Raw genomic sequence first — 23,362 nt, 5'->3', positions numbered from 1 at the left:
AAATTAGTTAAAAATAAAGCCACCATTAACTGGGATTAGCTGTCCTGTAACAAAATCAGCCATAGGCGAAAGCAAGTACAAAGCGGTTCCTGTAACGTCTTTGGGCATCTGCTCCCCTTGTAATGCTCTGCCATTTTCATATAGCTGGTGGCGCTCGGCTGGGACGTATTGGGTCGCTTCGACTTTTGTGAGTCCCGGAGCAATCGCGTTGACGCAAATACGGTGAACTCCGAGTTCACGTGCCATTGAGCGTGTCATACTGATGATAGCCCCTTTACTGGCGACATAGGCCATCAGCTTGGGAGCTCCCCAAAGTGCGGTGTCAGAAGCAATATTGATAATTTTCCCGCGGGAGCTCTGCTTTAAAAAAGGAAGAGCAGCTTTGGTGACTAGCCACGTTCCTCTGACATTGACGGTCATAACCTTATCCCATAGCGCCAAGTCATATTCATCGAGCAGTTTTCCACCCACTCCTGTTGCCAGAGCCGCATTATTAATCAGCCCATCAATTGCACCTTGTTGGCCAATACTGTCGAATGCATGAGTGATTGAGTCAGGATCCGCTAAGTCGAGAGAAACACCTTGGGCTTCAAAACCTTGTTGTTGTAAGGACTCGACACTTTCTTGTAATCGCTGTTCGAGGATGTCACACAAGATAACTTGAGCGCCTTGCTCTGCAGCGGCTTGTGCAAAGCTAAAGCCAAGCCCTCTTGCAGCGCCTGTGATTACGATGCGTTTTCCTGACAAGACATCATGCATTTTCAGTTTCCTTATTGTTTATTAAGTCAAACTGTTTCTTCGCTTCACGTTGCATAATGCGGCGTAGGCGAGATAACCCCACATCGTGTTGATAAAGAAACTCTTTATCCCGTGCATTTGGTGTGAGGTTTTCCAAAATAATGCGATCTTGTTCTAGGACATCCCAATGTAGCCCTTCTAGGCGGTTGCGGTACATAAAGCGCCATAAATCACGTTGCCAGTCTTTCACTTTGCGAATACGCCAAAAGAAAACTCGAGTGTGATGACGGTCTTCAGGTACGACCATGCCGATAATCCAAAAGTGCCCGCCAGGGCCGAAGCGTTTTTGATATGGGATAGATAAACGTAGCCAATTTGCTCCTGTACTCGCAAATTCCACCCAGTCGAAGTTGACACCAATTTGGTCATTTTTACGGAAAATAAACCCATTTTTTGTTGCTTCTAGGATCATTTCTGATTGTTTATCACCTTCTGCCATTGAGTGTGATGATGAATGGAGATAGGTGCCATGCATTGGGTCCATCACGTTTTCTAATGCATATTGGTAATTGCATTTCCACGATGCAGTGCAGAGGAAATTGCTATGGTTTTCGTCATCAGCTAACTCTTCAGGAAACTCAAGGGCTGGAGGTGTTTCACCGTCAACTACCGCAAAATAGAGGAAGATAGCGCCATGAATTTCTTGAACGGGATAGGTTTTTAAACATTTTTGACCTTCAAGAGGGCATTGACTGACCGCTGGAACATCTTTAACGACGCCATCACCACCGACTTCGACGCCGTGGTACCAACAGGCAATACGTTCACCTAGGTTCCAACCCATTGATAAACGGGCTCCGCGGTGTGGGCATCTGTCTTCTAGTGCGTGAATTTGGCCTTTATCATCACGCCAAAGGACAATTTGTTCTTCTAAACGGGTAATACCGATGGGGTCGCTGCTCACTTCCCAACTGGATAATACGGGGTACCATTGCCCTCGTAATCCGACATCGAGGTAATCTTGATAGTTTTGAAGTTGTGTATTCGTTGTCATCATTTGCTTCCGTTTATCAAAAGTGTTTTTGTTTTATTTTCTTTTTATGACAATGTATTAGTAACCATTGACAAGAAGAAATTCGCGGAAACTGCTGGTAGACCAAGGGTGCCCTTGTCGGTCATATAATTGTTGTTGATTTAATGCGCTAACTAATTCTTCAAGTGATTCAGTGCCTGCGGCGAATAGCGTTTCCAGTGCAAAAATAAGTTTATTTTCATATTCATCTGGGAGACGTGAACGTGTTTGCCAAACGATATTCGGTGCACTTCCTGGTGCCTGAATACTGCCTTTACCGCCTTCTCGCGCTGGGATGATTTGGTTATTCGCCGGCAAATACGGGTTAAAATTTTGAATGGGTTCCATTTCTACTCCTCAATCAAACTGATTTCGATTTGGTTGTCGTGAACGCGTGTTTGGTAGGTTTTGAGATCTCGCCCACCGGGTTCGCGTAAACATTTACCTGTTTTAATATCAAAAACGGCTTCATGTAATGGGCATTCCACTTTGCCATCTTCAACAAAACCTTGGCTTAACAGAGCGTAGGCATGTGGGCAAACATCTTCTAAGGCATAATATTGGTCTTCAACTAAGAAGATCCCAATTTCGGCATTATCAACTTTGGCGGAAAAAGGAAATTCTTCTTGAACTTGTGAGATATCGCAGACTGCAACCCAGCTCATGGTTTTCTCCTTTTGAATGTGCTGTAACATTTTGTTTCATAGGTGAAACATTGTTTTTTATTTAAAACCAGATTAATTGTATGGATGATTATTAGTCAATCGAATGTTGACTATATGTAAAATATTCGTTTCAAAATGTGGGGTGTGTCGAGGTTATGATGGAGTTTGGTTTCATATGAGAAACTTGTGAAAGATTTATTCAAATAGGACTACTCATTTACGGTGTTTGGGGGGATGAGTTATGGAGAAAAGTGAAAAATAAGCTATAGGATAATAGGCTCAGTATATAAGTTAATATCAATAGGATATTAAGAGATTACATGCAATATCCTATTGATGATATATTCAAATAAACTATTTCACCTCAAAACGTTGTAAGTCCTTACTGACCGTTACTGGACCTGAGTATTGTTTTCTCACTTCATTAATCCACACATCGTCGGTAATGGATGGGTCATCTGCAGGAACTAAGTGGGTAAGTACAAGGTGTTTTACATTGGCTTGTTGGGCTATTTTGCCGACATCTTCTGCGGTCGTATGGTGGGAAATAATCGCTTTTGCCAGCGTTGAACCGTTGCCGATACGATTTGCTAAATTTTCCACCCCAGAAACTAAGACGACTTCACTGATTAAATAGTCGGCATCTTTAGCAAATTCAATGATTTGGCTATTATCAATCATATCACCAGTAATAACGATAGTTTTTCCGCCAGATTGTATTTTATAAGCGAGGGCTTCGCCTGAGTTAAAAGGTGGGTGTGGAACAAATAAGGCACTAATTTCGACATCATCATTCTTGAGTACAGACCCTTCTTGAATATCTTTTGCTGTAACCATTTGGCGCAAATCAGGTTTACCTTCATCTTTAACGCGTAAATCAATATCGCGACTAAATGTATCCCAAACACCTTTTGTCATACTTTCCGTTCCAACAGGGCCATAAACAGCGATATTATGGTTTAAACCACTGTTCCAGGCATTTAACAGTAGGGCTGGGTAATCGGCAACATGGTCACTGTGAAGGTGGGTAATAAAGATAGAATCAAGGTTTTTTAATGGGGCTTTTGATTGAACTAATCGCAAACTTGCTCCGTATCTCGCATCAAATAGGTATATTTTATCGTTCTTGATAAATGCTGTAGATTGCGGCAAGCGTTTTTCATTTAATAAGGAAGGACCGCCTTTTGTTCCAAGCGTAATAATTTCATCTGCACTAGCTAGATGGCTAGCACCAAATAGCGCAGCACCGATAGAAAGAGAAACGAAAAGTTGTTTTAATTTCAAAGTATCACCTCTTTATATTATTAATAGATTGAGTTTTTTTATGAATAATATTCATTTATCCCAAGATGTTGCTATATTGTTAATATGTGAATGAGTCTACGTTTATGTATGACGGGATACTATCGTTCTTATGGACTAGGTGAATGATTTAGAAAGGTTATTTATGTTGATTTATAGAGAATAATTCTGAAAATAATTAATCAAATTAGCTATAATTCTAATATTATTTAATAGAGAAAGTTATATTGTTTACGCATTCAAGTTAAATTGGATTTTAAGTTTATATTTAAGACTGTTTAGAATTCTTAATGAATAAATGATAGGCTCTATTTTTTAATGCAATCATTATTGTATTGCTAATTAATGAATCGGTTTTTGAAAAATGAATCGGTCAATTGTACTTCCACGACTTTTCTTGATCTCAAGTGAAGCTTTTTTTATGTTTTAGCGCGAAAATATCCTTACAGTGGTAAGAGGATATCTCAGTGAAAAGTGGTATACAGTTACGCATTAAAGGGAAAGTTCAGGGGGTCGGGTTTCGCCCTTATGTTTGGCAATTAGCCCACCAATGCAAACTATTAGGTGATGTCTGTAATGATGGCGAAGGGGTGCTAGTGCGCTTATGTATTGATTCGGATATCACTGAATTTACCCAGTTATTGTACCAAAACTGCCCACCGTTAGCCCATATAGAAAGTATTGAACCGCAATCTTTTCAATGGGATAAATTACCCAACGCATTTACTATTCGCCGTAGTGGTGAAGGCAAAATGGATACCCAAGTGATCCCTGATGCCGCCACTTGCGATGCATGCCAACAAGAGCTTTTCACTCCATCAAATAGGCGCTTTCATTACCCATTCATAAATTGCACGCATTGCGGCCCGCGTTTCACGATAATTCGCCATATGCCTTATGACAGGCCCAATACCGCAATGGCTGATTTTCCCTTGTGCCCTAATTGTTTAGAGGAATATCAATCCCCAGCAGATAGACGATTTCATGCACAACCCAATGCGTGCGCGGTGTGTGGCCCTGAAATTAAATTATGCGACTCATCAGGAAAAACGATTGCAAATAAAGAGAACGCATTACTCTTGGCTGCTCAACAGCTATTGGCAGGGAAAATTGTTGCTATTAAAGGGATCGGGGGCTTTCACCTTGCTTGTGATGCGAGTCATGATGAGACGGTAGAGGCTTTGCGCGTTCGTAAATGTCGCCCAACTAAGCCACTGGCGGTAATGATCCCATCACTGAATTGGTTAGAGTTGCACAATATGCCGCCTAGTGATGGGCTATGTGCATTATTAAAAAGCCCAGCAGCCCCGATTGTATTGATCAAAAATTGGAAAAATCATGTATTAAGCCAATATATTGCGCCAAACCTAGCGGAAGTCGGTGTCATGTTGCCGTCTAATCCGTTGCAACACCTATTAATGGCACAAGTTAATCGCCCATTAGTGATGACGTCAGGAAATGTATCTGGAAAGCCCCCTGTGTTGAGTGAGCAAGCTGCGCTGGCAGATTTAGCCAATATCGCTGACTTTTACCTCACTCATAATCGCGATATCGTCCAACGTGCAGATGACTCATTGGTGCGTTATCATGATGGGAAAGCGGAAATGCTCCGCCGTGCGCGGGGCTATGTTCCTGATGCCGTTGACTTACCTGAAGGGTTTGAAAATTCGCCATCAATACTGGCCTTAGGGGCGGATCTTAAAAATACCTTTTGTTTATTGCGAGACAAAAGTGCGGTAATGAGCCAACATTTTGGCGATCTTGATGACATGGATATTTTCGAACAATATCAGTCTGCGATTGCATTATTTGAATCTATTTATCGTTTCACGCCAGCAGCGATAGTCAGTGATAGGCATCCTAGTTATGTGAGTACGCGCTATGGGGAGGCGTTATCACAGCAATTACAAATTCCATTACTAAAAGTGCAGCATCATCATGCGCATATTGCTGCGGTAATGGCCGAGCATGGCTTACCGTTAAATAGTAATAAAGTTATTGGGTTAGCTCTCGATGGGTTGGGGTATGGCGATGACGACCGCTTATGGGGAGGTGAATGCTTACTGGTGGATTATAAGTCCAGTCAATATCTAGGGGGGTTACCTCCAGTTGCACTACCGGGAGGGGAATTAGCTTCTCGCCAGCCATGGCGTAATTTCCTTGCTCATTGTTTACAGTTTGTTCCCCAGTGGCAAAAGCAAGAAAGTGCCGCTTATTTAATGTCATTTCCTTGGCAAGGCTTACAAAAAGCAATTGAAAAAGGAATTAATAGCCCAATGGCTTCATCCACTGGGCGGCTTTTTGATGCGGTTGCTGCAGCGTTAGGTATTTGTACGGCGCAAACCAGTTGGGAAGGGGAAGCCGCTTGCCAACTTGAGGCGATTGCAATGAAGTCACCTGTGACTACGCATCCGGTCACTATGCCGTTAGTTGGTCAACAATTGGATTTACACACATTTTGGCAACAATGGATGACGTACTGTGCGCCTAAACCACAACGGGCGCATGCATTTCATGTGGCATTAGCGCAAGGTTTTGCCGAGCTTGCAAGGAAATCAGCGAACCAATATGGTACTAAGCAAATTGTTTTGTCAGGTGGTGTGATTCATAACCAACTATTGCGAGAGCTATTAGTGAATAATCTATCTGAGTTCGATGTGTTATATGCAAAACAATTTCCCATGGGCGATGGGGGGCTATCACTTGGGCAGGTAGCTATCGCTTCTGCAATATTGAAACATGAATCTATTATTGATGAATAGTATTATATTTATAAGATTGTATATCCACTTATAACTTTGCAGTTTATTATATTTAATGGATTATATTGTTTTTTTTGATATTGATTCTTATTTAGCATGTTCATGTTTATATTAATGGATTGTTTATTATTAATACACACATTCCGCTTAATTAATTAAGTTGCAATAATGAATTTCAATATTGCAATGAAAATAAAAGAATTTTATATTTTAAATGATGTGATATATAACGCATTATTGAAAATTAAATCCATTTATTTATATTTCTTTTCTTTTTTCAATACGGTTTACTGAATCGATTTTTCTAGCAAATATATAAAAAAATTAAAATTTCTTATTGCCTCTTGATGAAGATCAAATGATTTGGACGCGGTAGGAATAGGATCTTATTTTATATTTATGCATCAGGTTACTTAAATAAGAATTTATTTCATTAGACTTAGTTTTGTTAACTTTTTAAATAGAAAAATACAAGCCAAAGGTGTGTGCCTCATTTGTACACAGGGCTTTGTGGTATCTATAACCTTAAGATAATAAACAAAAATTGCCTAATGAATAGGTTCTAAGCCACCCATAATAATAGGAAAAAAGAATGATAGGAGATAACTCTATTATTTCTTCGCATGGCATTAACCGCCGTGATTTTATGAAGTTATGTACAGCACTGGCCGCGACAATGGGATTAAGCGGTAAGGCTGCAGCCCAAATAGCGGAATCTATTAGTGACCCAGCACGGCCACCGGTCATTTGGATTGGTGCCCAAGAGTGTACGGGATGTACAGAATCTTTGTTGTGTTCCACTCATCCTACGTTAGAAAATTTAATTCTCGATACCATTTCATTGGAATACCACGAGGTGTTGTCTGCTGCCTTTGGTGAGCAAGTTGAGCAAAACAAACATAACGCAATTGAAAAGTACAAAGGAAAATATGTTTTAGTTGTCGATGGTTCTATCCCACTAAAAGATAACGGTATTTATTGCATGGTAGCGGGTAAGCCGATTGTTGAGCATATTCGTGAAGTGGCTGAACACGCCGCAGCTGTGATTGCGATTGGTTCTTGCGCTTCGTGGGGCGGTGTTGCTGCAGCAGGCGATAACCCAACAGGAGCTGTGGGTTTAAACCAAGTGATTAAAGATAAAACAGTTATCAATATTCCAGGTTGCCCGCCTAATCCACATAATTTCCTTGCGACAGTCGCGCACTTAATTACGTTTAATCGCCCACCAAAATTGGATAGTAAAAATCGTCCAATGTTCGCGTACGGTCGTTTAATTCATGAACACTGTGAGCGTCGCCCTCATTTTGATGCGGGCCGCTTCGCAAAAGAGTTCGGTGATGATGGTCATCGTGAAGGTTGGTGTTTATACCATTTAGGCTGTAAGGGGCCTGAAACTTACGGGAACTGTTCCACATTACAATTCTGTGATGTTGGCGGTGTCTGGCCTGTGGCAATTGGTCACCCTTGTTATGGCTGTAATGAGGAAAATGTCGGCTTTCACAAAGCGATCCATCAGTTGGCGAGCGTGGAAAACCCAACACCACGGGTGGATAAACCGGATGTCAATAATCGTGAAGGTGGCCAAATTTCATCTACTGCTGTGGGATTAATCGGTGGTGTTGTCGGGTTAGTGGCTGGCGTCAGCGTGATGGCGGTACGTGAATTAGGCCGTCAAAAACGCCAACAAGATACTGACTCACGGGGAGAATAACCGTGAATAGACGAAATTTTCTGAAACTCTCCGCGGGGGGAGCATTACTTGCGGGAAGTTCACCCAGTTTGGCGGGGCCTGAAAACCGTCCGCCGATTCCCAATTCTTTGGGAATGCTATATGACTCGACCCTGTGTATTGGGTGTCAGGCATGCGTGACAAAATGCCAAGATATTAACCATCCGGAACGTAACCCGGTCGGGGAACAAACTTGGTCAAATAATGACAAACTAACCCCTTATACCAACAATATTATTCAGGTTTGGAGTAGCGGAACAGGCGTTAATAAAGACCAAGAAAAAGACGGTTACGCCTACATTAAAAAACAATGTATGCATTGTGTTGACCCTAACTGTGTGTCGGTTTGCCCTGTTCAAGCCCTGAAGAAAGACCCAAAAACTGGCATTGTTCATTACGATGCCAGCGTATGTACCGGCTGCCGTTATTGCATGGTGGCGTGTCCTTTTAATATTCCGAAATATGCCTACGATGACAAATTTGGCGCAATTCATAAATGCGAGTTATGTAACCAAAAAGGTGTCGAACGTTTAGATAAAGGCGGCTTACCCGGTTGTGTTGAAGTTTGTCCAACGGGCGCGGTGATTTTCGGAACGCGAGAAGAATTGCTCGCGGAAGCCAAAAAACGCTTAACACTCAAAGTGGGTGATGAGTACGGTTACCCACGACAAACCTTACATAGCAATGACCCGAATGTCATTAAAGTACCGAAATATGAGGCTCATGTTTATGGCGAGCTCGAAGGCGGTGGCACGCAAGTTATTGTTCTTTCAGGTGTACCCTATCAAAACCTTGGGCTGCCTGAGTTAGAACAGTTGTCCACAGGAGCCCGTTCTGAGTATGTGCAGCACACGCTTTATAAAGGCATGGTACTGCCATTGGCCGCGTTGGCTGGCTTGAGTTTCTTGGTGTATCGCAATACCAAGAATGACAAACACGAAGGAGATGACTCAAATGACGACGCATCATAAAGAACAGCCGCTAGGCGGGCGTTTAGTCAGTTGGCCAATCATGGTATTTGGGCCCTTAGTGCTGATTTGTGTCATCTTGATAGTTAAACGTTTAGTCTTCGGCCTAGGTTCAGTTTCTGACCTAAATGGTGGCTATCCTTGGGGAATTTGGATTGCTTTTGACTTACTGATTGGAACCGGTTTTGCTTGTGGTGGTTGGGCGCTGGCTTGGGCAGTATATGTATTTAACCGCGGTGAATATCATCCGTTAGTGCGTCCCGCACTATTAGCCAGTTTGTTTGGTTACTCTCTCGGTGGGTTGTCCATCACCATTGACGTAGGTCGCTACTGGAACTTGCCTTACTTTTACATTCCTGGTTTCTTTAACACCAATTCGGTGCTGTTTGAAACTGCGGTTTGTATGACGATTTATATTGGTGTGATGGCATTGGAATTTGCCCCCGCACTGTGTGAACGTTTTGGTTGGAAAGTTTCGTTAAAACGCTTAAATAAAGTGATGTTTTTCATTATTGCGCTAGGAGCGTTATTGCCGATGATGCACCAATCATCAATGGGTTCATTGATGATTTCGGCAGGGTATAAAGTTCATCCTATTTGGCAAAGTTATGAAATGCTGCCATTACTCTCATTACTAACCGCATTCATTATGGGCTTTTCGATTGTCATTTTTGAAGGGTCATTACTCCAAGCCGCATTACGTGGGCAGGGCGCAGATGAACGACCACTGTTTGTTCGTATCACTCGTATCTTGCAGGTACTGTTAGTACTGTTTTTGGTCTGTCGTTTTGGGGAGCTGATTTATCGAGATAAATTGCACCATATCTTCAATACCGATTTCTACGCCATGATGTTCTGGATAGAAACCGCATTAATGGTTTTCCCATTGATTATTTTCCGCATGCCATCACTAAGAAATGATTCACGGTGGTTATATGCAAGCGGTTTAAGCATGTTGATTGGCGCTGCCATGTGGCGGATGAGCTATTCCCTCGTTGCATTCAACCCCGGAGGCGGATACGACTACTTCCCAACAACAGAAGAACTTTTAATTTCAATAGGTTTCGTGGCAATAGAGGTATGCGCTTATATCTTATTGATCCGCTTATTACCTGTTATTCCAGCATTGAAAAAAACAACGATGAGCCATTCAGAGGCCCGAGGTAAAGCATGAGCCAACGTATAACAATAGACCCAGTCACTCGTATCGAAGGTCACTTACGCATTGATTGTGAAATTGAAGATGGAAAAGTCACCAAGGCTTGGGCTTCAGGCACGATGTGGCGCGGTATGGAAGAGATAGTCAAAGGGAAAGACCCCCGTGATGCTTGGATGATTATGCAGCGTATCTGTGGGGTTTGTACTACAGTGCACGGTATTGTATCGGTACGCACCATTGAAAGTGCCTTAAATATTGATGTCCCTGTTAATGCGCAGTATATCCGTAATATGATTCTAGCCGCGCATACCATTCAAGACCATATTGTTCATTTCTATCAATTATCTGCGTTAGATTGGGTGGATATCACCTCTGCGCTGAATGCAGACCCCAATAAAGCGGCCGAAATCCTAAGAGGCGTTTCGACGTGGCCACTGAATAGCCCAGAAGAGTTCACACGAGTTCAAGACAAAATTAAAAAACTGGTTGCCAGTGGGCAATTGGGTATTTTTGCTAATGGGTATTGGGGGCACCCAGCGATGAAGCTGTCGCCTGAGGTAAACTTAATTGCCGTGGCCCACTATTTACAAGCCCTTGAATGTCAGCGAGATGCTAACCGTATTGTGGCGTTATTAGGCGGGAAAACACCGCATATTCAAAACCTTGCAGTTGGTGGTGTGGCAAACCCTATTAACCTTGATGGTGTCGGGGTTCTGAACCTTGAACGTTTGATGTATGTGAAATCCTTTATTGACCGTTTAGGGGATTTTATTGAGCAAGTGTATAAGATTGACGCAGCGGTGATTGCCGCGGGCTACCCTGAATGGCTCGAAGTCGGTCAAGGCGCGAAACATTACATGTGCATGCCTGAAATGCCAATGGATGGTAAAAACGGGAGCTTCCTATTACCGGGCGGTTATCTTGAAAACAGCGATTTTAGTACTTATCGCCCCATTACTAGCCATACAGACGAGTATTTGATCAACGGTATCAAAGAAAGTAGCAAACATGCATGGTACAAAGAAAATGAACCTCAAGCACCGTGGGAAGGTACCACGAACCCAGATTACACCGGTTGGGATGATGACGGTAAATATTCATGGGTAAAAGCACCGACTTTCTATGATAAAACCGTCGAAGTGGGGCCATTAGCAGACTTACTGTGCAAACTAGCGGCAAAACATGAACCGACAGAAAAACACTTTAATGATGTGGTAAACCTGTATCAAACATTGACAGGTAACAGTATTAGTGTGGATCAACTGCATTCAACATTGGGGCGGATTATCGGACGTAGTGTTCGTTGCTGTGTATTGAATGAAACCTTGTCAATTCAATGGCAAGCGCTGGTGGACAACATCGCAAAAGGGGATCACACCACCTTTGTAAAACCAATTTTCCCAGAAAATGTCACTATTAAAGGTGTTGGTTTTGGTGAAGTACCTCGAGGTTTGTTATCCCACTGGGTGGTTATCAAAGACGGTAAAATTGAAAATTACCAAGCGGTAGTACCTTCTACTTGGAACTCCGGCCCTCGTAATTTCAATGATGAGCCGGGCCCTTATGAGCAAGCATTGGTAGGAACTCCCGTTGCTGACCCATCTAAACCCCTTGAGGTGGTGCGAACCATTCACTCATTTGACCCTTGTATGTCTTGTGCGGTGCACATTGTTGACCCTGAAGGTGGCGAAGTCACTAAGGTTAAGGTGCTGTAATGCGTATTTTAGTCTTAGGTGTTGGCAATATACTGCTCAGCGATGAAGGTATTGGGGTACGCATCGTTGAGGCTTTAGAACAGCGCTATCATCTACCTGAATGCGTAGAAGTACTTGATGGCGGAACGGCAGGAATGGAGCTAATTGGCCCAATGGCGGATAGAGACCATTTAATTATTGCTGACGTCGTGTTATCGAGCCAGCAGGCTGGCTCGATTTTAGTCTTGCGCGATGACGAAGTTCCTGCGTTATTTACGCGTAAAATCTCCCCGCATCAACTCGGTTTATCAGATGTGCTATCGGCTTTGCATTTAACCGATGAATTCCCACAGAAGCTAACATTAGTGGGTGTTGTGCCTGAATCCCTCGAACCGCATATTGGTTTGACAGCAACTGGGCAGGCCGCTTTAGAGCCTGCTTTACAAAAGGTCATTGAGGTTTTGCGAAGCGAAGGCTTGGAAATCATAGCAAAAGAAGAGAGTTTGCATGCCGGATGAAATCTTAGGTTATGACACTAACCCTCGGCCTCTGGTGGAGGCCGCATTTACGCGCGTTGCTGAACAATCAATGCATGATTTGTCATTTTTGCATCCAACGATGCCAGTGCATGCCAGTGAATTCTCACTGTTTGACGGGCAATGGGTGGGCGTGGTGATCACGCCATGGATGCTCAGTGCGATTATTCTACCGGGGCCTGAACAATATTGGCCTCACCGCGTGGTCGGTGACAAGGTTGGGTTAATTCTTCCCTATGGTGAAATGACGTATACCGTGGGTGAATTAGACGGTTTAACTCAATATGTTGCTTGCTCATTAATGTCACCATTAGAAAAGAAAATGACACCGGAGCAAGGTATTCACCTAGTGGATGATTGCCAGCGAATATTGCTATCGCTCCCAGTGAGTGACCCAAATATTCCTCAAGCACCTGAACGCAGGGCATTGTTTACCCGTCACTTAAGGGGGCAGGATGCATGAGATTTCGTTATGCCAAAGTACGATAGAAATTATTGAGCAGCAGGCGAAAAAAAATGCAGTTAGCCGAGTCACTGGTGTTTGGCTTGAAATTGGTGCGCTCTCTTGTGTTGAAGAGAGTGCCTTTCGCTTCAGCTTTGATGTCGTTTGCCGTGGTACGGTTGCAGAAGGCTGCCAGCTCCACATCATTTACTCGCCCGCACAAGCATGGTGTTGGGATTGCAGTGAAACGGTGGAGGTAGACAGCCACCAATCGGTTTGTCCACGCTGTCAGGGGCTGAACCTGAAAGTTGAGAGTGGAGAGAGTTTGCGCATCAAAGAGTTGGAAGTGGAATAGCTTTTGGAACTGACTTTGAGGTGTATCAACCAGGCTCAATAGATTATGTATTAATCTAATTTAACAATTTAGCGGTTGGGAGTGAAACTTATGTGTAGTACTTGTGGATGTGCATCGGGAGAGCGAAAAATTGAGGGGGATGACCATCATCATGGTCACGATCATCATCACGACCATGACCAGCATCATGGTCACGACCACCACCACGATCACGACCATCATGACCACCACCATGATCATGAATCTCACGGGCAAACAGTGATTATTCATCACCATTACTATCATCAAGGTGATGTGCATAACCATTATCACCAATATGAACCCGCACCTGCTGAAAATAAATCTAAAAAGCATAAACACAAACATAAGCATAAACATATTTATCAAACGGCAGAGGCGAGTTTTAAACCAGCTGGGGAACACCATGACCTTGATTATGGTCACGGTGAAGCGGGTACCCATGCACCGGGGATCAGCCAAAAGCGCATGCTACAAATTGAGATGGATGTATTAGATAAAAATAACCATCTGGCAGAACATAACCGCGAGGATTTTAACCAGAAAAATATTTTGGTATTGAACCTCGTTTCTAGCCCAGGTTCTGGTAAAACGACCTTACTCACAGAAACCTTATTAAGACTACGTGACAAAATCAATTGTGCAGTGATTGAAGGTGACCAACAAACCACTAATGATGCACAACGGATCCGCGAAACGGGTGTGCCTGCGATTCAAGTGAATACAGGAAAAGGCTGTCACTTAGATGCACAAATGGTACACGATGCAACGGCACGTTTAGATTTAGCAGATAACAGCCTGTTATTTATCGAAAATGTTGGGAACCTCGTGTGCCCTGCCAGTTTTGACTTAGGGGAGCGCCATAAAGTGGCGGTGCTGTCGGTCACGGAAGGGGAAGATAAACCTCTCAAATATCCACATATGTTTGCGGCAGCAGATATTATGTTATTGAATAAAATTGACTTATTGCCATACCTGAATTTTGATGTCGATGCGTGTATTGCCAATGCCAAACAGGTGAACCCCAATATCCAAGTTATTCAAGTGTCTGCGACACGTGGCGAAGGGATGGATGCATGGCTGGCATGGTTGGAGACACAGCTATGTGCTTAGGTATTCCGGGCAAGATAGTTGCAGTTGGTGAAGATATTCACCAACTCGCTCAAGTGGATGTTTGTGGTGTAAAACGCGATGTTAATATTGGCCTAATTTGTGAAGGCGACCCCACTGATTTATTAGGTCAATGGGTATTGGTGCACGTCGGGTTTGCCATGAGTATCATCAATGAAGAAGAAGCACAATCTACCTTGGATGCCTTAACCGCGATGAGTCAATTAGACCATGAAGTTGGTGATTTTAGCGGTTTAAATGCAGGAGCAACAGATGCAGTACGTCGATGAATTTCGCGACCCTGTTCTTGCAAAAGCGCTATTGGCGCATATTCATCAACGGGTGAATGAAATACCTCAAGCGAAACGACGTCCATTGCAGCTCATGGAAGTCTGTGGAGGCCATACCCACGCGATTTTTAAGTTTGGTATTGACCAGTTATTACCCGCTGAAATTGAATTTGTTCATGGGCCAGGTTGCCCTGTGTGCGTTTTACCAATGGGACGAATTGATGGCTGTATTGAAATTGCACAGCACCCAGAGGTTATCTTTTGTACTTATGGTGATGCAATGCGAGTGCCGGGCGAAAAGGGCTCTTTACTTGACGCCAAGCGTAATGGGGCGGATGTCCGCATCGTTTATTCACCGCTAGATGCTTTGGCATTAGCAGAGCAGCATCCCCATCGCCAAGTGGTTTTCTTTGGCTTAGGCTTTGAAACCACCATGCCGAGCACCGCAATCACCTTGCAGCAAGCAAAACGCCGCCAACTAGCCAATTTTAGTGTGTTCTGCCAGCATATTACGATTATTCCCACCTTGCGTAGCTTACTTGAACAACCGGATGTGCGTATTGACGGTTTTTTAGCGCCAGGGCACGTGAGCATGGTGATTGGCGCGCATCCCTACCAGTTTATTACCGAAGACTTCCATAAGCCTTTGGTTGTCACAGGGTTTGAACCCCTAGATATTTTGCAGTCATTAGCCATGTTAATTGACCAAATTGCCGATGGCCGTTGTGAGGTAGAAAACCAATATAAACGCATTGTGGCTAATGAAGGCAACCTGTTAGCACTTAAGGCGCTAGAGGAAGTTTTTGAACTCAAACAAACCAGTGAGTGGCGCGGATTGGGGGAAATTGCAGGTTCAGGGGTTCAATTAACCCAAGCTTATCAATTTTTTGATGCCGAGAGGCGTTTTCAGGTACAGCCCCATAAAGTGGCGGATGACCCGCAAGCGCGCTGTGGTGAGGTTTTAACAGGGCGCTGTAAGCCCAGCGAATGTACGTTATTTGGGCGTCGTTGTACGCCACAAACTGCTTTTGGTGCATTAATGGTTTCTTCTGAAGGTGCTTGCGCAGCTTATTATCAATATCGTCGGGAGGCATAAATGAGTCGTAATGCTAACAATGTAGTGACGATGGCTCACGGAAGTGGTGGGCAGGCGATGCAGCAATTAATTGAACAACTGTTCTTGCAGGCATTTGCTAACCAAGCGTTGAATGAGCGGGAAGACCAAGCTCGGCTAGCACTGGCAGAAATGACCGTATTAGGCGACCGTTTGGCATTCAGTACTGATAGCTATGTCGTCGACCCGATTTTCTTTCCCGGGGGCAATATTGGTAAATTAGCCGTTTGCGGCACAGTGAATGACGTTGCAGTCAGTGGTGCGATCCCCAAATACCTTTCTTGCGGCTTTATTTTGGAAGAAGGCTTTCCACTTTCTGAACTTACCTCAATTGTGGAATCCATGGCGGCAACGGCAGCGGCTGCGGGGGTGGATATTGTGACCGGCGATACCAAAGTCGTGCAGCGCGGGGCGGCAGACAAAATTTTTATCAATACGGCCGGTATTGGTGTGATTCCGAGCAATATCCAGTGGGGAGCTCAGCATATTCAAGCGGGGGATAAAGTGATTGTTAGTGGTACGTTGGGTGACCATGGTGCCACTATCTTAAACCTACGCGAACAACTTGGGTTAGAAGCGGAGCTTTGCAGTGATTGTGCAGTATTAACGCCATTGATAGCACCGCTACGTGAAATTGACGGCGTTCGGGCATTACGAGACGCAACTCGTGGTGGTGTAACGGCAATCCTACATGAATTTGCCCAAGCTAGCGGCTGTGGAATTGCTGTTAATGAAGGCGATTTACCTGTCTCTTCTGTGGTTAGGGGGGTGTGTGAGCTATTGGGCTTAGAGCCGTTAAACTTTGCGAATGAAGGCAAATTAGTGATTGTGGTGAAACCTGAAGCGGAAAGTGCGGTGATTGCTGCACTACACCAACACCCATTAGGGAAAGATGCAGCCACGATTGGTTGTGTGACTGAGCAAAAACAAGTCAAATTGGTTGGGATCTTCGGTACATCAAGGTTATTAGATTTACCCCACAGTGAGCCTTTACCCCGTATTTGTTAATTGAAAATGCCCTATAGATAAAACCTATAGGGCGTTCAAATCTATTAACGTCTTAACATACCTTTATCGATAATAAACTCGATAATGGTTTCTAAGCCGACTTTTTTCTTTAAGTTAGTAAACACATAGGGCTTTACTGGGCGCATTCTTGCGGTATCGGCTTCCATCACTTCTAATGAGGCGCCGACATAGGGTGCAAGGTCAATTTTGTTAATCACCAATAAATCGGAATGAGTGATCCCCGGGCCGCCTTTACGTGGGATTTTTTCGCCTTCAGCAACATCGATAACATAAATAGTTAAGTCTGCCAGCTCTGGACTAAACGTCGCGCTGAGGTTATCGCCGCCGCTTTCCACAAACACGATATCAAGGTTTTTATGGCGCATGGCTAACTCTTCAACTGCCGCTAAATTCATTGATGCATCTTCACGAATAGCGGTATGAGGGCAGCCACCAGTTTCAACACCAATAATGCGATCTGCATCTAATGCTTCGGCACGGGTTAAAATTTTGGCATCTTCTTGGGTGTAAATATCATTAGTGACAACGGCAATTTGGTAAGTGTCGCGCATGGCTTTACATAACACTTCTAATAATGCGGTTTTTCCTGAGCCGACTGGCCCACCGACACCAATTCTTAAGGGTTGATTATATTCTTGCATAGCATTTTTCTCATGAACGAAAAAGTCGTGTGTATTGGGTTTCATGCCGACTACTGGCAATAATTTGTGCAGGTGTAAAACTGCCAATATCGTCTATTGGCCAGATTGCCGATTGCGTAACCACTTCGGGTATGCGCTCAGCAAGGGTAAATAAAATATTTTGCCCTGCGCTTTGCCCTAAAGGGATAAGCTTAACACCGGACATCACCGTGTTTTCTAGCCAACCCCATGCATACGCGGTGCACAATTTTTCAACGTCAATCTGCCAATTTACTGCGGCGAGAGCGAAAGCCATTAGCTGGGTTTGTTTCACGCAGGTTTGCAGGTTAGCATCCAGTTCAATACCTAGCTGAGGAAGTAGTCGGGCAAAAGCAATTCCTCGTTGCCGTTCTTCTTGACGCAATTCTTTGGTTTCACGGCTGGCAATCATAAATTCACACCAATATTTCACCGCTTCAATATCACCAAGGGAAAGGGAAGTATGAATTTGCCGTAAAACAGGGAGTTCCAATGTCGCAATCGCATGGGTCATTTGTGCGGTTAGCCAGCCAGCAAGGGTATCAGGTGTCGTTACCCAGCCTTTTTCAATCGCCCATTCTAGGCCTTGTGAATAGGTAAATGACCCAACAGGTAAAGAAGGGCTAACTAACTGGTATAAGCGTAGATCTGCTAACATAGGCAAACTCCCTGAACCCGATTAGTGGTGGTGATCATCGTGGCCGTGATGGTGGTGATGACCACCTGATGAGCCGCCATAGGCCCCTGGTTCTGGTTGGTATTTTTCTAAACCAACACTGACGGTAGCGCCTAATCCACGGGCCATATCATCTAGCACATGGTCATGAAAATAACGGCACCAGCCCGCTTCAATTTGCAATGGAACATGGCGGTTACCTAAGTGATAGCAAACGCGAGCAAGCAACAGAGCGTCATCACTGTAAACCGTAGAAACTTGCTCTTTCGCGGCTTCGATGGTGACTAACTCGCCGTCTTCAGTGGATAAAACATCGCCTTCCTTCAGGATGGTTCCGCGCGGCAAAAATAGCCCCGCTTCTTGCCCATCGCTTAAAGTGACTTTTAAACGGCTTTTGGTGCGCTCATCCATGGTTAAGCACAGGGTTAACGCGGTTGGTGAATGCGGTTGTGGAGCAACCACTTTAATAAATTTTTTCATTCTCAGGCTCTTTTAATTAGGGGTCAGAATAAAAAGTAACGTTGTGCCATCGGTAACTCAGTCGCTGGTTCACACACTAGTGGGATGCCATCGGCTTTGACAATATAAGTTTGTGGGTCAAGTTCGATGTGCGGCACATAACTGTTGTGAACCATTGAGGTTTTGCTAATGTTTCGACAGCCTTCAACCCGGCCAATTTTGCTCTGTAGGCCTAATTTTTCAGGAACACCTGCTTCAATACCGGCTTTTGACATAAAAATCATCGAGGTATGGTATTTTGCTTTACCTAACGCCCCAAACATCGGGCGGTAATGTACTGGCTGTGGCGTCGGGATTGCCGCGTTAATATCGCCCATTGGCGCATAGGCGACCATTCCCCCTTTCATGATAAGGGCGGGTTTGATACCAAAAAATGCAGGGTCCCATAACACGATATCAGCTAATTTGCCGATTTCTACCGAACCGACTTCATGGGCGATACCGTGGGCGATAGCGGGGTTAATGGTATATTTCGCCACATAGCGTTTGATACGGTTATTGTCGCTATCGAGAGTGTCGCCTTCTAACGTCCCACGCTGTAATTTCATTTTATGAGCGCATTGCCAAGTACGAGTAATCACTTCGCCAACGCGTCCCATGGCTTGTGAGTCTGAAGACATCACAGAAATTGCACCCATATCGTGTAAAATATCCTCCGCAGCAATGGTTTCACGGCGAATTCGAGACTCAGCAAAAGCCACATCTTCTGGAATCGATGGGTCTAAGTGGTGGCATACCATTAACATATCCAAATGCTCATCAACGGTATTGATGGTGTATGGCATCGTTGGGTTGGTCGATGCAGGCAGGATATTCGGTTCCCCAACAGATTTGATGACGTCAGGGGCATGGCCACCGCCAGCACCTTCAGTATGGAATACGTGGATCACTCGCCCTGCAATAGCTTTCACGGTTTCTTCATAAAAACCACCTTCATTTAGCGTATCTGAATGGATAGCCACTTGCACATCCATTTCATCGGCCACATTCAAGCAGTTGTGAATAGCCATTGGGGTAGCGCCCCAGTCTTCGTGAATTTTTAAGCCTATTGCGCCCGCTTCGATCTGTTCGCGAATCGCTTCGGGCTGACTGACACAGCCTTTACCAAATAGCCCGACGTTGATCGGCAGTTCATCAACGGCTTCTAACATGCGGTACATATTCCAAATACCGGGGGTGACGGTCGTGGCATTAGTACCCGCCACAGGGCCAGTTCCACCGCCTATAAAGGTGGTAACACCGGAAACCAGACCTTCTTCTGCCTGTTGTGGGCAAATAAAATGAATGTGAGTATCAACGCCACCCGCGGTGATAATTTTACCTTCACCAGCAACCACTTCTGTGCCGGGGCCGATAACGATATCAACATTGGGTTGAACATCGGGGTTGCCTGCTTTACCAATCCCCGCAATACGGCCGTTTTTAATTCCGATATCCGCTTTAACAATGCCCCAGTGGTCTAAAATAATGGCATTAGTGATTAACACATCGACACACTGGTCACTGGTGACTTGGCTTTGACCCATGCCGTCACGAATAACTTTACCGCCACCAAATTTGACCTCTTCACCATAGGTGGTGAAATCTTTTTCGATCTCTAGAAATAATTCTGTATCAGCTAAGCGCAAGCGGTCACCGGTTGTGGGACCAAACATATCCGCATACGCTTGACGAGAGATTGTTTTCATTATTAATTCTCACTCTCTAACTTGCCCATGACTTTGCCATGGAAACCATAAATTTCTCGTTTGCCACTAAAAGCGACGAGCTCAACAGTACGACTTTGTCCAGGTTCAAAACGCACCGCCATACCCGCTGGGATATTCAAACGAAAACCCAGTGTGCCTTCGCGCTCAAATTTTAGGGCGTCGTTGACTTCATAAAAATGATAGTGAGAGCCAATTTGAATCGGGCGGTCACCATGGTTGGCAACTTGTATTGTTTGGGTTTCTCGACCTGCATTGAGTTCGATATCGCCTAAAGCGTGGTTGACTTTAATTTCACCGGGGATCATGTTGTTACCTATACAATCGGGTCGTGAATAGAAACCAGTTTTGTGCCATCAGGAAATGTACATTCCACTTGAATGTCTTTGATCATTTCTGGCACGCCTTCCATTACCTGCTCTGCGGTTAACACGGTTCGGCCTTCGCTCATTAATTGGGCAACCGTCTTGCCATCACGGGCGCCTTCCATAATCGCACAACTGATCAATGCGACCGCCTCAGGGTAATTGAGCTTTAATCCACGGGCTAAACGCCTTTCAGCAACGAGGCCTGCCGTAAAAAGCAATAATTTATCTTTTTCTCTGGGGGTTAATTCCATTTTTTGCTCCTAAAAAACGTTTAAGTTGCCCAAATACGCGGCGGATCAGGGTAATAACCTAACCAGTATTGTCTTGTTGCCTGCCAAATATGGGCGAAGCAAGCCATCATGGGCTCGGTTTGAGAACCTAATAACCGCAATACTAAAATACCGTCTACATCAGTCAGTCCATACTCAAGCGGCTTCACTTCCGTAGAGAAAAACACGGCCAAACTCTCGTGAAGTTCAGCTTTTAATTCATCGCTGGCGGGGTAGATATACAAGGAACCTACCATAGGAAATTCACGCATGACGGCTGACTGTTTTTGTGAACCCTCGATAAATATGGATTCTGCCAAGGTGAGTTTGTCATCAATATAAAACTGCAAGCGGCCCCGAATATCACCGTTGTCGAATTGCTCGTTTAATACGGGTCGGCCTAAACATTGGATTTCCCAGCCGATAAATTTTGATGAACTTGCGATTCGAACATGAGTCTCTAAGCGAACTTGAGCCTCAGGGAAAAAAATATTTTCTTGAGGTAACCATTCTAAGAACCCATTGGGCGCGACGGTTAAGCTTTGTAGTTGTCGTGCAACGCCGCCCGCACTACGATAAAATTTTGTTGCACCAGGCGTGGTCAATAACGCATGGGCATGTGGTTGAACATCAATATTGATAAGGAGTTTATCCCCCCCGACAACGCCACCGGGTGGATGAAGTAAATACGTGTGTGCAATTCCTTGCTCGGGGTAGAATGGCCGCTGAACCATTAAAGGGCCGATATGTTGTTTGTCCGTTAAGCGGGTGACGCCACGTTTTAGTTCATATCGTAAAAAAATTTCAGCTAACCAGCCTGATCCTGAAAAATCAGACATACTTTCTCCTGCAACTCAGTCAACTAAAAATACGCGAACATGTTTAGCTATACCCCAGCAAAAATTGGGTATTTATGATGTAAAAGCTAATGCAAGTAGGGTAGGGTGTGAGTGAATACCAAAATCATTATTATTATGCAGTGTTGTTGGCTGCATGTGTCTGCCGCGCGATTCTACACCTTATATCGAAAATTGCCTTTCAATTAAACAGCATTTTATTTAGAAAATATAACAACCATCAAAATAACAGTAAAAAATGAGCGTATATCTATATTGCGATTTCAGCGTAACGGGACTATATTCTCATCCGCACTGATATGGGGTTGATATGCTTTTGCTACGTGGCTTTATATCTATTCAACAATCCCTTTTCTTGGGAAGTCATTCTGACATTAACTGCAGTTTATAGAGATTATGGAATATAAATTCTTTCTTTCGGAAAGCCAAATGGTGTTAAAAGCGTTTTATATTGAAAACGCGATGATAGCCATGTTAACTGGCGCGAAAGGAAATGTCGTGATCAACGGTCAATCCATTGAAATTGAAACCGATGTCACCTTAATTATTCCTAAATATAGCCAAGTTTCTTGCAATATTGTGTGTAACACCGTGAATCAGCCGCTTGAATTACACACCTTGTCGATGTCAGAAGAAGAATTACAATCGGTATTTTTATTACTAAAAACATTGATGAAGTCGGGTGAGCCACTGACTAGCCACCAACCCATTTACCATGTTTCTCCCCCTGAAACGGTGAGAGATAACTTTAGTTTATTAAAACAATGCTTACCATTAAAAAAACAGAGTGAATCCCAAGAAGCATTGTTAATGAAACAGAGCCTATATTTTATTTTAATGGCTGTATATCAAGAAGGTATCGATATTCTTAACCTGTTTCGTTTTAATTATGATGAACCGAAAAACCAAGCAATTACCCATTTGATAACCCAAGAACCGCAAAAAAAATGGCATTTAGACGATGTCGCGAAAGCGTTATTTACGACACCTTCAACTTTGCGTCGCCATTTGAACCGTGAAGGGGTGTCATTTCGTCAATTACTGCTAGATGTTCGAATGGGAATGGCGTTGAATTATTTAACATTTTCGAATTATTCTGTTTTTCAAATTAGTCATCGTTGCGGTTTTGGCAGTAATGCCTATTTTTGCGATGTATTTAAGCGAAAATACAATATGACGCCTTCTCAATTTCGGTTGCAATCAAGGCAGTCGAACGACCCGAATTTTATTACCAATTTGTCCTTGCACTCTAACCTAATTGAATTTGACAAAGAAATTGATGAGTAGTTGTTAAGGTAAGTCAAATAACGGCTTAATTTTGACGG

Annotated in this window: 25 protein-coding genes; 13 read left to right on the top strand and 12 right to left on the bottom strand. The window is 43.9% G+C overall.

Features of this window, described 5'->3' with window-relative positions:
- Positions 1-3: 3 nt before the first annotated feature.
- From ACU696_RS18890 to ACU696_RS18870, 5 genes are all read right to left on the bottom strand, one after another.
- On the bottom strand, positions 4-759 hold the full coding sequence (locus ACU696_RS18890) for an SDR family oxidoreductase (protein WP_196723857.1): 756 nt from the start codon (positions 757-759) through the stop codon (positions 4-6).
- Positions 752-1,792: an aromatic ring-hydroxylating oxygenase subunit alpha gene (locus tag ACU696_RS18885; RefSeq protein WP_004908426.1), complete on the bottom strand. Its 1,041-nt coding sequence runs from the start codon at positions 1,790-1,792 to the stop codon at positions 752-754. Before ACU696_RS18885 ends, ACU696_RS18890 begins: the two co-directional genes overlap by 8 nt.
- A 57-nt stretch (positions 1,793-1,849) precedes the next feature.
- Positions 1,850-2,158 carry a recombinase-like helix-turn-helix domain-containing protein gene (locus ACU696_RS18880; protein WP_004908428.1) on the bottom strand — a complete coding sequence of 103 codons (309 nt, stop codon included), beginning with the start codon at positions 2,156-2,158 and terminating at the stop codon, positions 1,850-1,852.
- A 2-nt stretch (positions 2,159-2,160) separates the two neighbouring features.
- Positions 2,161-2,475 (bottom strand): nitrite reductase small subunit NirD, encoded by a 315-nt coding sequence (nirD, locus tag ACU696_RS18875; protein ID WP_004908430.1) that lies wholly within the window; start codon positions 2,473-2,475, stop codon positions 2,161-2,163.
- Between the two features lie 354 nt (positions 2,476-2,829).
- A complete protein-coding gene (locus ACU696_RS18870) occupies positions 2,830-3,759 on the bottom strand; it encodes an MBL fold metallo-hydrolase (RefSeq protein WP_209101868.1) in 930 nt (309 codons plus the stop codon).
- A 485-nt stretch (positions 3,760-4,244) separates the two neighbouring features.
- On the opposite strand from ACU696_RS18870, the gene hypF reads away from it, so the two are divergent.
- The 12 genes from hypF (at position 4,245) to hypE (ending at position 16,962) form a co-directional block, all read left to right on the top strand.
- Positions 4,245-6,539 (top strand): carbamoyltransferase HypF, encoded by a 2,295-nt coding sequence (gene hypF, locus ACU696_RS18865; RefSeq protein ID WP_196718184.1) that lies wholly within the window; start codon positions 4,245-4,247, stop codon positions 6,537-6,539.
- Positions 6,540-7,131: 592 nt separating this feature from the next.
- Positions 7,132-8,250, top strand: a complete 1,119-nt coding sequence (gene hybO / locus ACU696_RS18860; RefSeq protein WP_004908437.1) for a hydrogenase 2 small subunit — start codon at positions 7,132-7,134, stop codon at positions 8,248-8,250.
- A gap of 2 nt (positions 8,251-8,252) precedes the next feature.
- The gene (gene hybA / locus ACU696_RS18855) at positions 8,253-9,239 is read left to right on the top strand and encodes a hydrogenase 2 operon protein HybA (RefSeq protein ID WP_110731714.1); all 987 of its coding nucleotides are present in this window, start codon (positions 8,253-8,255) and stop codon (positions 9,237-9,239) included.
- Positions 9,223-10,410, top strand: a complete 1,188-nt coding sequence (gene hybB, locus ACU696_RS18850; protein ID WP_109911742.1) for a Ni/Fe-hydrogenase cytochrome b subunit — start codon at positions 9,223-9,225, stop codon at positions 10,408-10,410. Before hybA ends, hybB begins: the two co-directional genes overlap by 17 nt.
- The gene (gene hybC, locus ACU696_RS18845; RefSeq protein WP_109911743.1) at positions 10,407-12,110 is read left to right on the top strand and encodes a hydrogenase 2 large subunit; all 1,704 of its coding nucleotides are present in this window, start codon (positions 10,407-10,409) and stop codon (positions 12,108-12,110) included. Before hybB ends, hybC begins: the two co-directional genes overlap by 4 nt.
- Positions 12,110-12,607 (top strand): HyaD/HybD family hydrogenase maturation endopeptidase, encoded by a 498-nt coding sequence (locus ACU696_RS18840; RefSeq protein WP_004908450.1) that lies wholly within the window; start codon positions 12,110-12,112, stop codon positions 12,605-12,607. The genes hybC and ACU696_RS18840 overlap by 1 nt, the downstream gene beginning before the upstream one ends.
- Complete coding sequence (gene hybE, locus ACU696_RS18835; protein WP_004908451.1) at positions 12,597-13,088, top strand: hydrogenase-2 assembly chaperone; 492 nt, start codon at positions 12,597-12,599, stop codon at positions 13,086-13,088. The genes ACU696_RS18840 and hybE overlap by 11 nt, the downstream gene beginning before the upstream one ends.
- Entirely contained in the window at positions 13,081-13,422 is a 342-nt protein-coding gene (gene hypA, locus ACU696_RS18830) for a hydrogenase maturation nickel metallochaperone HypA (protein ID WP_004908455.1), read from the top strand. The genes hybE and hypA overlap by 8 nt, the downstream gene beginning before the upstream one ends.
- A gap of 90 nt (positions 13,423-13,512) precedes the next feature.
- Positions 13,513-14,553: a hydrogenase nickel incorporation protein HypB gene (gene hypB / locus ACU696_RS18825; RefSeq protein ID WP_117162543.1), complete on the top strand. Its 1,041-nt coding sequence runs from the start codon at positions 13,513-13,515 to the stop codon at positions 14,551-14,553.
- The gene (hybG, locus tag ACU696_RS18820; RefSeq protein ID WP_109911746.1) at positions 14,544-14,840 is read left to right on the top strand and encodes a hydrogenase maturation factor HybG; all 297 of its coding nucleotides are present in this window, start codon (positions 14,544-14,546) and stop codon (positions 14,838-14,840) included. Before hypB ends, hybG begins: the two co-directional genes overlap by 10 nt.
- Positions 14,824-15,936, top strand: coding sequence for a hydrogenase formation protein HypD (gene hypD / locus ACU696_RS18815; RefSeq protein WP_004908463.1), 1,113 nt, complete (start codon positions 14,824-14,826; stop codon positions 15,934-15,936). The genes hybG and hypD overlap by 17 nt, the downstream gene beginning before the upstream one ends.
- Positions 15,937-16,962: a hydrogenase expression/formation protein HypE gene (gene hypE / locus ACU696_RS18810; RefSeq protein ID WP_071524532.1), complete on the top strand. Its 1,026-nt coding sequence runs from the start codon at positions 15,937-15,939 to the stop codon at positions 16,960-16,962. It begins immediately after the preceding gene.
- Between the two features lie 44 nt (positions 16,963-17,006).
- Here hypE and ureG read toward each other — a convergent pair whose 3' ends face one another.
- The 7 genes from ureG to ACU696_RS18775 are packed head-to-tail and all read right to left on the bottom strand — an operon-like array spanning position 17,007 to position 22,019.
- On the bottom strand, positions 17,007-17,624 hold the full coding sequence (ureG, locus tag ACU696_RS18805; RefSeq protein ID WP_004908472.1) for an urease accessory protein UreG: 618 nt from the start codon (positions 17,622-17,624) through the stop codon (positions 17,007-17,009).
- A 10-nt stretch (positions 17,625-17,634) separates the two neighbouring features.
- On the bottom strand, positions 17,635-18,300 hold the full coding sequence (locus tag ACU696_RS18800; RefSeq protein WP_109911747.1) for an urease accessory protein UreF: 666 nt from the start codon (positions 18,298-18,300) through the stop codon (positions 17,635-17,637).
- A gap of 21 nt (positions 18,301-18,321) precedes the next feature.
- On the bottom strand, positions 18,322-18,798 hold the full coding sequence (gene ureE, locus ACU696_RS18795) for an urease accessory protein UreE (protein ID WP_109911748.1): 477 nt from the start codon (positions 18,796-18,798) through the stop codon (positions 18,322-18,324).
- A gap of 23 nt (positions 18,799-18,821) precedes the next feature.
- Positions 18,822-20,525, bottom strand: a complete 1,704-nt coding sequence (gene ureC, locus ACU696_RS18790; protein WP_117162539.1) for an urease subunit alpha — start codon at positions 20,523-20,525, stop codon at positions 18,822-18,824.
- A 2-nt stretch (positions 20,526-20,527) separates the two neighbouring features.
- A complete protein-coding gene (locus ACU696_RS18785; protein WP_198641632.1) occupies positions 20,528-20,851 on the bottom strand; it encodes an urease subunit beta in 324 nt (107 codons plus the stop codon).
- An 8-nt stretch (positions 20,852-20,859) separates the two neighbouring features.
- Entirely contained in the window at positions 20,860-21,162 is a 303-nt protein-coding gene (locus ACU696_RS18780) for an urease subunit gamma (RefSeq protein ID WP_004908484.1), read from the bottom strand.
- A 20-nt stretch (positions 21,163-21,182) separates the two neighbouring features.
- Positions 21,183-22,019 carry an urease accessory protein UreD gene (locus ACU696_RS18775; RefSeq protein WP_109911750.1) on the bottom strand — a complete coding sequence of 279 codons (837 nt, stop codon included), beginning with the start codon at positions 22,017-22,019 and terminating at the stop codon, positions 21,183-21,185.
- A 447-nt stretch (positions 22,020-22,466) separates the two neighbouring features.
- Here ACU696_RS18775 and ACU696_RS18770 point away from each other — a divergent pair, with 447 nt between their 5' ends.
- Positions 22,467-23,324 (top strand): AraC family transcriptional regulator, encoded by an 858-nt coding sequence (locus tag ACU696_RS18770; RefSeq protein WP_245211121.1) that lies wholly within the window; start codon positions 22,467-22,469, stop codon positions 23,322-23,324.
- Positions 23,325-23,362 lie beyond the last annotated feature (38 nt).

It is taken from the genome of Providencia sp. PROV_01 (assembly GCF_053098325.1).
The sequence above is the reverse complement of the archived record's forward strand: the minus strand, read 5'-3'. Positions and strand labels throughout refer to the sequence as shown.